The sequence below is a fragment of the Marinomonas sp. ATLA20 genome (assembly GCF_057180105.1).
Map to the genome: position 1 here is coordinate 1 of NZ_JBXUKU010000005.1, position 11,390 is coordinate 11,390.

Genomic DNA, 11,390 nt, shown 5'->3' on the forward strand with positions numbered 1-11,390 from the left:
CGCAACCATCTTACAGTAGGTCGTTGGTTCACTTTTTGTTAAGAAAAGGGCTCACGCAACCATCTTACAGTAGGTCGTTGGTTCACTTTTTGTTAAGAAAAGGGCTCACGCAACCATCTTACAGTAGGTCGTTGGTTCACTTTTTAGTTAATAAAAGGGCTCCAGTAACCAAGTGAATTTAGTTATCTTGACATATTTTTATCTTTAATTTCTGTATATAAACTATGTTAATCAATAGTTTAATCTGTCGCGGGATGGAGCAGTCTGGTAGCTCGTCGGGCTCATAACCCGAAGGTCGTAGGTTCGAATCCTGCTCCCGCAACCAAATATCAGATTTGGTCATACAAATATTCAGAAATACATTACTAAAAAGTAAGCTATATCAAAAGTTTAACTTGTCGCGGGATGGAGCAGTCTGGTAGCTCGTCGGGCTCATAACCCGAAGGTCGTAGGTTCGAATCCTGCTCCCGCAACCATTTCAAAATTCGTAGGTTCACTTTTAAGTTCAAACAAGTGCTCCCGCAACCATTTCAAAATTCGTAGGTTTACTTTTAAGTTCAAACAAGTGCTCCCGCAACCATTTCAAAAGTTCGTTTATTCCCTTTCTTATCAAGAATACTGACTCCCTCAGCCATATTTCAAATTCAAAAGTTTCGCTAAAAGTAATACTATATTTATAGTTTATTTTTTTTCGTGATAGTCGTTCATCTGATGCCACTTTTAATCTCTTAAGTATAGTCGTTCGAAGGTCGTTAGTTCCTTGTTTAATGAAGCTAACTTATGGATGCTGCTGTGTACATCCTAACTCGTCAACGAAACTTAAGGATCAGTTATATGATTGTCTTACCACCACCATTTGATATATCTGTGAAAAATAACCAGCCTGTTTATCGTTAGTGACAGTTGAAAGTGATATCTAAGGTGTTTTTATGCATAACAAACGAAGAATTTTTATCATTTGATCAATTTTTCTAAGTTTTTTGCTATAAATTAAAACCACAATAATTGCTTAAAAGGAATTCTATGTATCACGGGAGCTGTTTATGCGGGGCGGTAACATTAGAAATTCATGGTGGTATTGATTCCATTATTCACTGCCATTGCTCTAAGTGCAGAAAAAGCTGCGGCACTGCATATGCCACGAATGGGTTTGTCGCTACAAAAGAGTTAGTGATAAAAACAGGACAGGAGCTGGTTGCATTTTATGAGACTTCGCCTGGGAAAAAACGTCACTTTTGTAGGGTGTGTGCTTCCCCAATTTTTAGTAGCAACGAACAATCACCGAATCAATTGCGTTTACGTCTTGGTATTTTAGATTCTGATATTGATGAAAGACCGCAATCGCATAACTTTGTGTCATCAAGTGCTAATTGGGATGATCTTGATGCCAATTTACCTCGTTATGTTGCTCACGAACCAAGTCGGAATAAAAGTAATTAAAAATGTTTAGGTGAAAATGACAACTCTTTTGCTTTTTAATAATAAGCACCACGCATACCCTTAATGATCTAAGTATGCGTGGCGCAATACATTTTCTTAAAGCTTAGAGTTTGCTGATTGCTGTAAGTAAGTTCTGGTTAAATGTCTCATCAGTTACGACACCTTTATTTACATCAAAGTTATCGAAGAAGCTCGGTAGTGATATTGCATTGATTACGTTCGCTGCAAAGTAGGGCGCTGAGGCTTGTGCAGCGGCTAAAACACTTTGTGCTCCGCTTGGGCCGGGTGAAGTAGACAGCATTATTACAGGTTTATTTTGGAAGACTTTCATGTCTATTCGAGATGTCCAATCGAACAAGTTTTTATAAGCCGAGGTATAAGAACCGTTGTATTCGGCGAATGACATCACGATGCTATCGGCCGAGCCTATTGCCTTATAAAAATCATGCGCGAGCTGCGGAATGCCTGACTCTTTTTCTCGGTCTTCGCTATAGATTGGCATTTCAAAGTCGTTAATGTCGATTAGTGACACGTCTGCGTTGTTGATTTGCTGGGCAGCATAAAAAGCCAGTTTCTTGTTGATAGAGTTTTTGCTGTTGCTTGTGCCGAAGGCCAGTACTTTCATTTTAGTTTCCTTTGTTGACGTTTGTCGTGAGAGTAGATTGTTTTTTCAGAGTGGCTGCGCCTGCAATGGCTAGAACTAAAGTAAAAGCCCCTGCTAATAAGTAAAAATCGCTGTACCCCAATTTGGCGATAAGAGCTGAGGTGACAAAAGGTGAAACAAATTGCCCAATGAAGATGCTGCTGGTCAGTACGCCAGATGCGAGTCCGCGTTTGTGGCTTGGCACAAGTTCCATGCCTTTTACCATGAAATTTGGCATTACTAATCCCATGCAAGCGCCCATGAGGCCGCAACCGAGAATCACCAAGCTGAACGATGTGGCTTGTGATAGCACGAGCATGCCAATGCTCATGGTAATAAAGCCGATGAGTGCGACGCCATAGCTTTGGATTTTGGCAACCAGCTTGCCAAAAAATACGCCGGTTATCGCGGCGATTAATGTCCCCATTCCGATTGCCAAGCCTGATTTACTTGGATCAGTGATACCAATATCGGCCATAAAAAATGGAATTTGTGTTGGTAGGATATAAAACACGACTAAGTGGCAGAAAACGAGAATAGAGCAGCCAATGAGCGGTAGTGTCCAGCTGGTATTAGTATCGTCTCGTTGGTTATCGCTGGGCTGATTGGTTTGCTTGCTGTCACGAATAGAAAGGAATATGAGCGGAAGCAACAGAATAGCACTGGCGTAGATATAAAAAGGCAGTCGAGCGCTGATGCCTGCTAAATAGCCCGCTGTGATGATGAAAAGAATGCCGCCAATATTAGAGAAAGCTTGTTGCAGCCCCATAAATTGGCTTCTTTTCGGACCAGAATAATAATCGGTTATTAACGCCGTTACGGCGGTCATAAGTCCAGCGACACATATACCCAGAATAGCTCGGCTGATAATAATGGCTTCTAAGTCTTGCAGCTGTGCGCCAGCAGCACCGGCGATGGCAAAGACGGTAGTCGCAATGATTATTTGATTTCGGCGACCGAACTTATCCGCTGTCCAGCCTAAGATCGGCGCAAAAATCACCACAAACAAAGCTGGGATGGGTAATAGCATTTTTACCCAAAAATCGGCTGAGGGTGTTCCTGAGAATTCATTCGCTAAACCAGGTAACGCCGGAGCAATAGTGGCATTGGACATGACGGTCAGTGTGGAAATCAGCAGCAGGCAAAGTGCTCTGGATTCTAATAGATTGGTTTTCATTAAGGCTCTCTTTTTAGGTATAAATAGTATTTTTTCACAGCTCTCTCAGCGGCTTTATTAAGTGCTGAACTTGAACTGATTTGAATTTGAGTCTATTCTGCTACCTAAACTTAAGTTGAGGTCAAGCATAAAATGCGAAAAATAATAATGCCTGAGTGGATTTCGGTGGGCGTGTTAAGTGAAAGGACGGGCGTATCTGTGTCAGCTTTGCATTTCTATGAAAGAAAAGGGCTAATCAAGAGCCAAAGAAATACATCTAACCATAGGCAGTATCCAAAGCATGTCATTCGGGTTGTTTCTATTATTCAGGTTGCTCAGCGAACAGGCTTTTCTTTGGAGGATATTTTATTGGAGCTTGAAGGGTTACCAAACCGAACTCGCGTCACCCTAGAAGATTGGGAAGCGTTGGGTTCCCGATGGCAAAGCGAGCTGGATAGGAAGATTACTCAATTAACGGAATTGAAAAACATGATGGCCGATTGTATTGGCTGTGGTTGTTTGTCCCTTGAAAGGTGCCGGCTTCTCAACCCATACGATGAACTGGGCGAAAAAGGCACTGGCCCACGACTGATGACAGAATAGGCTTAATCGACTTTTTGTGACCTATTTTTCTATTGGAATGTCTTTGATTATTTTCAAGATCGCAGGATCGTTACTAAGTCCGACTAGGTCAATGAGATAGCTTTTTTCGAGTTCTGGTATGGCTTGGTTTGCTAGCAATTCTTTGAGTAATGCTTCTTCATTATTGGCGATGGCGGTTTTAATCGCGGCAAAGTTAGCGATGCTTTGGTTATTTTTATGAGTGGTGTTCGTTTTCATTGTTCTGCTTCCTTTTTCGTTTAATTAAAAATCGAACTTGGTTTTAATTACCACACTAAAGGGGGAACGCTTAAAATGCAAAATACCACTTTCACTATCGAATAGGTTTATAAAGTTTTACAAAAATATTCCATTGACCAAGCTGCAAAGCAGCCACATGAAAATGGCGTAAGGCAAGCTGTTGGACACTATGGTTCTAGTCGGGATGTGATAGCGGCTGGTCATTAATAGTCCAAGCCCTGTTAATCCACTACTGCCTGCGGAAATAGCCCAGGCACTTAGAAACAAAAAGCCTAATTGAGTTGGATCTGAATTCAATGGCAACAGCATTGGACTCGCTATGGCGATACTTACAACGGGATGTATTCCAATTACGCCAGCAATAATCATGATGGCGAGAGTCAATGAAAAGAGCAGCGGGCTAAATGTAAAGCTGTCCAAATTAAAGAATTGCGGATAACTCAAAATAATCGCGCTAATGCCATTGGAAAAGATACCGGCCGCAAGAAATAAGGCAAACTGACTGCCGATTTGAGCCAGTTTGTGGTTCACAAAATGCGTTAAGCTTTTCCTTCTGGATGGCGTTCGCATCAGCAATATGGTTGCGCTTGGTGCTAATAGACAGATCAGCACCAATATGCTGATATCAGGCCAAATGAAGTGAAAAAATATAACGCTAGAAGCCAGAATCATAGGGATGAAGAGGCTCTCTTTACGAATTGGGTAGCCGTTAAAATCGCCTTTTGTGCGTCGAAAGGCTTCTACAGTGGAAAAAATGATGGCGACTAGTCCCATGACAAGACCTGGTATAACGGTTTTTTGCCACTGCATTCCTGGTGCATAAATAATTGCGACGCCCGTTGCCACAAAGAAAGGTGACCACCAAGCGGCTGCGGAAAAGTTACGAGTCAGTATAAACTGCTGTTCCGGCGTTAATTTTATTGCGCCTTTTATACGATCTGCGAAGACTAGAATCACAGACAGGTTAATCACTGCACCTAATGCTTGCACGCCAAGCGCAGTATTAAATATAGCGCTTAATCCTTTTGGTAAAGGGCGTTTTTCATCTTTAGAGCCAGTTAAATCTAAAAATGAAACAGCCACAAACATTGCCAGCATAGGCAAATTTACCGCAAAAATTTGCTGCCAAGTCATCCACGTACCTTTCGTACCTGCAAAGACTAGAGCCGCTACTCCTATCCCCATAAGCCAAGTGACTTGCCGCTTCGCGCTTGGTGCTAAGGTTTGCCACATAGCGATATTGGCTCCCCACGCCAATAGAGTAGGCATTAACACAGGGGCTAAATGAGCAACAGAAAAAAGATAAAAGACCAAAGTCCCAAGTACAAACCAACCTGTGTATTTTTTGAGAAAATTCATTGAGTGTATGTTGTCCTTGAACTGCGTTGTTCTTCTGGCTAAATATAAGAGGTCTGAAGGGGGGTTCAGCTGTGTATTAAATAGTGATGTATTTATAAGTCATCAGCAAGAAGGTATGCAGCTAACTACAAACAAAGACAAAAGCTAGGCTTGTTTGATCTTTAGCATTATTAGAACGTTTTTTATACTAAATGTTTGATTATACGGGGTATTTAGAGTATCTATATTTTACATTAATTGAGCCATTATATTTTAAGCAATGATTAAATTATAAAATGTCATGTTGCTACGCTACGGTTTTGCCCGTATTAATAGCATCAAGGAAGGATGATGCATGAGGCTATTTTTTAAAAAATGGGTTCGCTATTACAAGTATAGTTATGCCAAAAAAATGAACGAAGGCGAAGGCGGCCAACAGAGCTACTTGGCTGGTTTTTTTGGCTTGATAGGCTCTATTATCGCGTTTTTTACAGCAATAAATAGTCTTTTTACCCAGCTTTATAGTTTAGCAATTAGTCTATTTTTAGTAAGTAGTTTACTGTTTTTAACGTTTTATATTTTAAAATCTCCTGTTTATAGCCATTACCATAACCTTTCCCGCTATCTAGCTATTGTTGCCCTGTATTTCTTAGGTCTTTATTTGATATGTGCCGGAGGAATAAACAATAGTGGTCCTTTATGGATATATATCATTCCTTCGGTAACCTTTGCCTTCTTAGGTTTGAAGCAAGGCGTTATCGCCAATGCTACTTTTGGAGTGATTGCGTCATTGATGCTTTTTTCTCCGAACGACCTGCTGTTGCTGACGACTTATTCTTATGAGTTTAAAACACGTTTAGTGTATGTCTTTTTAACGATTGTTGCTCTTTCCGGCTTTTATGAAATGGCACGTCAATATTCATTTAGCCAACTAAAAACTATGAAAGATAAGTATGAGCATCAGGCTCAATTCGACTACCTGACATTGTTACCAAACCGTCGCGGTATTCAGAACATCCTTATCAATGAGTTTCAGCAAGGTAAGATGAACAGCCGTGTTTCAACCATAGCGATTTTGGACATTGATAAATTTAAAGTTATTAATGATGAATTTGGTCATGAAGTAGGGGATCTGGTTTTAAAACATACAAGTAAAGTGCTGAGCGAATGTATCCGAGTGCAAGATTCAATAGGGCGTTGGGGAGGAGAAGAATTCCTATTATTACTTCCCGAGACGAGAGAGCAAGAAGCGCTAATATTGCTGGACTCTATACGCGAATGTGTAGAAAAAACACCGTTTGAACATAGCAAAATTAGTCTTTCTATTACCTTGAGTATTGGGTTGTGTGAAACCTCAGGTAATATTGATTTCAATGAGGCCATTAAGCTTTCAGATATCAGTCTATATCGAGCTAAACAAGCAGGGCGGAATATGGTTTTTGCTTATACACCTGAGCTTTTTTAGTTCTTACTCACTATATTAATCAAATCAAAAGGATAGGATTAGATGAATCATTTAAGAACAATCAAAATTACGTTAGTCGGTTGTGTTGCTCTGTTTGCAGGTTTAGTGGCTTTTAATAATGTGGTGGATTACGGGTCTAACTTTGCGTTTGTTCAGCATGTATTGACGATGGATACGACGTTTGAATGGAATGAACTTAAATATCGAGCTGTCAATGAACCTGCTTTGCATCACGGATTCTATTGGTTAATTATCTTGGTCGAAGCTTTAGTTGGAATTTTGTGTGCCTTGGGTGCATGGAATATGTGGCAAAAGAGAAAGCTGGATAAAAAGCAATTTAATGCCGCAAAAGCATTGGCGAATTTTGGTTTGGCTCTTGGCGTGCTGCTTTGGTTCACTGGGTTTATGACCATTGGTGCTGAATGGTTCTTAATGTGGCAGTCACAAATTTGGAACGGGCAAGCTTCAGCATTTCGCTTTATTGTTGTGTTATTTTTAGTGCTTATTTTTATTAATCAAGTTGAAGAATAGTCTGCATAAACGCTTAACTTATAAATAAAATGCTTATATGTTTTATCGAAGCCCTTTGGATGGATGTTCAAAGGGCTTTTTTTGTAAAAACGCTAAACCGAAACAAAAAAAGATAATACCGTTCGATAAACCATCGATTTACATTCGTCTAACTCCATTAGGAGATCGTTCACTTCATAAAAATAACAAGGAATGAAAAGATGAAAAAAATCGTTTCTATGAGTTTGTTGGCAACCCTCTGTGCAGCAACGTCTCTTCCTGCTTTAGCAGACGGTGAAAAGATTGGTTTGCTAATGTCTGACTTACGCCTAGAGCGCTGGCAGAAAGACCGAGACTTATTTACCTCAGCGGCGGAAGCCATGGGGGCAAAAGTCTATACCCAATCTGCAAACGGTGATGTCACCACTCAAATATCCCAAATCGAAAACATGATTTCTCGAGGTGTTGATGTGCTGGTTATCGTGCCTGAAAACGGTGAAGTGTTAGGCAATGTGTTGGCCGAAGCCAAAGCGGAAGGCATCAAAGTCTTGGCTTATGACCGATTAATCAAATTTGCAGACATCGATTTGTATGTATCTTTTGACAACATTCGTGTTGGTGAAATGCAAGCCGAGGCCCTGCTTAAGCGTAAACCAACAGGCAATTATTTCCTAATGGGCGGATCGCCTACCGATAACAATGCGAAGATGTTCCGTCAGGGGCAAATGAACGTTCTTCAACCAGCCATTGATTCTAAAAAAATTAAAGTGGTGGGTGACCAATGGGCTATGGGCTGGTCTGCAGAAGCGGCATTGAACATCATGGAAAACGGCCTAACGGCGAACGCCAATAAAATCGATGCGGTGGTTGCTTCCAATGACTCGACGGCGGGTGGCGCAGTACAAGCGCTAGCGGCTCAAGGCTTGAGTGGTAAAGTGGTTATTTCTGGTCAAGATGCAGACCTTGCCGCAATGCGTCGTATTGTCGCGGGCACCCAAACCATGACGGTGTACAAACCGATTTCTAAACTGGCGACAACCAGTGCGGAAATGGCCGTAAAATTGGCCCGTGGTGAAAGTATCAAGGTGAATGGCTCTGTTAACAACGGCAAAAAAGATGTCGATGCCGTGTTGTTAACGCCTATTTCGGTCAATAAAGATAACCTAGACTCCACCGTTATTGCCGATGGTTATCACTCACGTAACTCTGTTTACAACCCTTAGTTCATTCCTATAAACAGCACCTGAAAAAGGGTGCTGTTTGCTTTTCTGGTTTAAAAAAAGATGTAGAAAGAGGCGTAAACATGAAGCAACCCTTATTGGACATGCGTGGGATTGTAAAAAGTTTCTCCGGTGTCCGTGCATTAAATGGAGTCAGCATTCAGCTTGAACCTGGTGAAGCCTTATCCATTTGTGGCGAGAATGGCTCAGGCAAATCAACCTTGATGAAGGTGCTGAGCGGCGTTTGGCCATTTGGTTCTTACGAAGGTGAAATTTACTTTGAAGGGAGTCTTGTTAAAGCATCCAGCATTCGAGATACCGAAGCGCTAGGGATCGTCATTATTCACCAAGAATTGGCGCTTGTTAAAGAAATGACTGTCTTAGAAAATATCTTTCTGGGTAATGAGCTTGGTTCGTTTGCGAGGCTGAATGACGAAGAAATGCACCGTCGTACGTCGGAATTGTTGGCGCGAGTCAAATTGGATATTTTACCGGATACGCCAATCCGAGAGCTTGGTGTGGGCCAGCAGCAATTGGTCGAAATCGCCAAAGCGTTAAACAAAAACGTGAAGCTATTGATATTAGACGAACCGACGTCTTCTCTGACCACCACAGAAATCGAAATCCTATTGAATATTGTGAGCGAGCTGAAACAGCAGGGCATTGCTTGCATTTACATTTCCCATAAATTGGAAGAAGTATTGGCTTTATCCAATTGGGTCACGGTTATTCGTGATGGTGACCATATAGACACCCGACCTGTCGATAATCTAACGCAAAACGACATTATCAGCATGATGGTTGGGCGCGAACTGGATGAGCTTTTCCCACGTGAAGAGCACGATATTGGTGACGTCGTATTGAAGGTAAATCATGCGACAGCGAAGCAAGCCGGTGCCTCGCGAGCACAGGTAGACGATGTTAGTTTCGAATTGCGTCAGGGCGAAATTCTAGGTATCGCCGGTTTGATTGGGTCAGGTCGAACGGAGCTGATGCAATGTTTGTACGGGTCTTACGACGGACATTACGAAGCGAACATTGAATTGCATGATAAATCTTTAACAATTCGTTCTCAGCGCACAGCGCTGGAAGCGGGCATTGCTATGGTGCCGGAAGACCGAAAACGCCACGGTATTGTGCCTATTATGAGTGTTGGACGGAACATTACCTTGTCGGTTTTGAAGCAATACTCTTCTTGGTTTGGCGCAGTGAATGAAGATAAAGAAAGCCAAGATATTGACCGTTATATTGCCCAGCTGAAAGTAAAAACCGCGTCTTCTGAATTGTCTATTAAAAATCTGAGTGGTGGTAATCAACAAAAAGCCATCATCGCCAAATGTTTATTAACGCATCCAAAGATCTTGATACTAGACGAACCGACTCGTGGCATTGATGTGGGCGCGAAATACGAAATTTATAAGCTGATGTTCGCGCTCGTCAAGCAGGGAATGTCGATCATCATGGTGTCGTCTGAATTATCCGAAGTGATTGGTATCAGTGACCGAGTCTTGGTGATGCACGAAGGACGCTTGAAAGGGCAATTTGACCATCAAGGTTTGACCCAAGAAATGATTATGAATTGCGCGATCAAAGAAGGTGTAGCAAATGTTTAAAACAATTAAAACCAGTCAATTACAACTGTTTGCGATGTTAGCGGCGATGCTGCTGATTGTCGTCTTCTTTTCTATCGCGACCGATGGAGCGTTTATTTCGCCACGGAATATTTCGAACTTGATTCGTCAAACAGCCATTGTGGGCGTGCTTGCTATTGGCATGGTGTTTGTCATCATCAGCGCCGAAATCGATTTGTCGGTTGGTTCTATGATGGGCTTGTTGGGCGGGATTGCGGCGATTCTGGATGTTTGGTTTCACTTTCCTATTATGCTCACCGTTTTAATCACGGTCGCTGCGGGTTTGGTGTTGGGCTTGTTTAACGGCTGGTGGGTTGCCTATCAAAAAGTGCCGTCTTTTATTGTCACCTTGGCAGGCATGTTGGCGTTTCGTGGCATCTTAGTTGGGTTAACCGACGGCGCAACGGTTGCGCCTACGTCTAGTTCTCTGGCGATTGTTGGGCAAAGTTACATTCCGTCTGGCTGGGGGATTAGCGTTGTGTCCTTGTTGTGCCTTGGTTTTGTGGCAAAAGTTTATGCTCGACGTAAAGCAAGACAAAAGCACGGAGTGGAAAATCAGTCGGCTAAATTTGAATACGCCAAAGCGACGATTGCTGTTGTCGTGTTGATGGGCTTGTTGTTTATCTTGGAAAGTTATCGCGGTATTCCAACGCCAATCTTGATCATGGGCGGGCTGATTCTAATCGCCACCTATGTAGCAAAACGAACATCGTTTGGTCGTCGAATTTATGCTATCGGTGGCAACATCGAAGCGACTCGTATGTCAGGAGTTAACGTTGAACGCACTAAAATGTTGGTGTTTGGCTTCAATGGCATGATGGTCGCGGTGGCCGCTTTAATACTGACCTCTCGACTGGGTGCCGGCTCTCCTGCGGCTGGAAACATGGCAGAACTGGATGCTATCGCAGCCTGTGTTATTGGTGGCGCCAGTTTGGCTGGCGGTGTTGGTGCGGTATTCGGTGCCATTATGGGCGCACTTATTATGGCGAGCTTGGACAATGGCATGAGCATGTTGGATGTGCCTACGTTTTGGCAACTAATCGTTAAAGGCATGATTTTGTTGCTTGCCGTTTGGCTGGACGTGAAAACCAAAAAATCGCAGTAAACAGCATTTCATCAAGTCGAA

12 protein-coding genes and 2 tRNA genes are annotated in these 11,390 nt (G+C 42.3%); 9 read left to right on the top strand and 5 right to left on the bottom strand.

What is annotated here, in order from left to right; translation table 11 throughout:
* The first annotated feature begins 248 nt into the window (after window positions 1–248).
* Window positions 249–325, top strand: a tRNA-Met gene (locus tag AC2A4J_RS09640).
* Between the two features lie 74 nt (window positions 326–399).
* A tRNA-Met gene (locus AC2A4J_RS09645) sits at window positions 400–476 on the top strand.
* A 29-nt stretch (window positions 477–505) separates the two neighbouring features.
* Here the strand turns inward: AC2A4J_RS09645 and AC2A4J_RS09650 are convergent.
* A complete protein-coding gene (locus tag AC2A4J_RS09650; RefSeq protein WP_484175844.1) occupies window positions 506–718 on the bottom strand; it encodes a hypothetical protein in 213 nt (70 codons plus the stop codon).
* Window positions 719–1,023: 305 nt separating this feature from the next.
* On the opposite strand from AC2A4J_RS09650, the gene AC2A4J_RS09655 reads away from it, so the two are divergent.
* On the top strand, window positions 1,024–1,440 hold the full coding sequence (locus tag AC2A4J_RS09655) for a GFA family protein (protein ID WP_484175845.1): 417 nt from the start codon (window positions 1,024–1,026) through the stop codon (window positions 1,438–1,440).
* A gap of 103 nt (window positions 1,441–1,543) precedes the next feature.
* On the opposite strand, the gene AC2A4J_RS09660 is transcribed toward AC2A4J_RS09655, so the two are convergent.
* Both AC2A4J_RS09660 and AC2A4J_RS09665 read right to left on the bottom strand, forming a co-directional pair.
* Window positions 1,544–2,065, bottom strand: a complete 522-nt coding sequence (locus AC2A4J_RS09660; protein WP_484175846.1) for an NADPH-dependent FMN reductase — start codon at window positions 2,063–2,065, stop codon at window positions 1,544–1,546.
* Window position 2,066: 1 nt separating this feature from the next.
* Entirely contained in the window at window positions 2,067–3,260 is a 1,194-nt protein-coding gene (locus AC2A4J_RS09665; protein ID WP_484175847.1) for an MFS transporter, read from the bottom strand.
* Between the two features lie 132 nt (window positions 3,261–3,392).
* Here AC2A4J_RS09665 and soxR point away from each other — a divergent pair, with 132 nt between their 5' ends.
* Entirely contained in the window at window positions 3,393–3,842 is a 450-nt protein-coding gene (gene soxR, locus AC2A4J_RS09670; RefSeq protein ID WP_484175848.1) for a redox-sensitive transcriptional activator SoxR, read from the top strand.
* Window positions 3,843–3,863: 21 nt separating this feature from the next.
* Here soxR and AC2A4J_RS09675 read toward each other — a convergent pair whose 3' ends face one another.
* On the bottom strand, window positions 3,864–4,079 hold the full coding sequence (locus tag AC2A4J_RS09675) for a hypothetical protein (RefSeq protein WP_484175849.1): 216 nt from the start codon (window positions 4,077–4,079) through the stop codon (window positions 3,864–3,866).
* Between the two features lie 117 nt (window positions 4,080–4,196).
* Complete coding sequence (locus AC2A4J_RS09680; RefSeq protein ID WP_484175850.1) at window positions 4,197–5,459, bottom strand: hypothetical protein; 1,263 nt, start codon at window positions 5,457–5,459, stop codon at window positions 4,197–4,199.
* Window positions 5,460–5,793: 334 nt separating this feature from the next.
* Between AC2A4J_RS09680 and AC2A4J_RS09685 the strand changes: the two genes are divergently transcribed.
* From AC2A4J_RS09685 to AC2A4J_RS09705, 5 genes are all read left to right on the top strand, one after another.
* Window positions 5,794–6,903 carry a GGDEF domain-containing protein gene (locus tag AC2A4J_RS09685; RefSeq protein WP_484175851.1) on the top strand — a complete coding sequence of 370 codons (1,110 nt, stop codon included), beginning with the start codon at window positions 5,794–5,796 and terminating at the stop codon, window positions 6,901–6,903.
* 42 nt (window positions 6,904–6,945) lie between these two features.
* On the top strand, window positions 6,946–7,434 hold the full coding sequence (locus AC2A4J_RS09690; RefSeq protein ID WP_484175852.1) for a DUF2165 family protein: 489 nt from the start codon (window positions 6,946–6,948) through the stop codon (window positions 7,432–7,434).
* A 200-nt stretch (window positions 7,435–7,634) separates the two neighbouring features.
* Window positions 7,635–8,636 (top strand): D-xylose ABC transporter substrate-binding protein, encoded by a 1,002-nt coding sequence (xylF, locus tag AC2A4J_RS09695; RefSeq protein ID WP_484175853.1) that lies wholly within the window; start codon window positions 7,635–7,637, stop codon window positions 8,634–8,636.
* An 80-nt stretch (window positions 8,637–8,716) separates the two neighbouring features.
* Window positions 8,717–10,246 carry a xylose ABC transporter ATP-binding protein gene (locus tag AC2A4J_RS09700; RefSeq protein WP_255828817.1) on the top strand — a complete coding sequence of 510 codons (1,530 nt, stop codon included), beginning with the start codon at window positions 8,717–8,719 and terminating at the stop codon, window positions 10,244–10,246.
* Entirely contained in the window at window positions 10,239–11,369 is a 1,131-nt protein-coding gene (locus tag AC2A4J_RS09705; RefSeq protein WP_484175854.1) for a sugar ABC transporter permease, read from the top strand. The genes AC2A4J_RS09700 and AC2A4J_RS09705 overlap by 8 nt, the downstream gene beginning before the upstream one ends.
* Window positions 11,370–11,390: the final 21 nt, after the last annotated feature.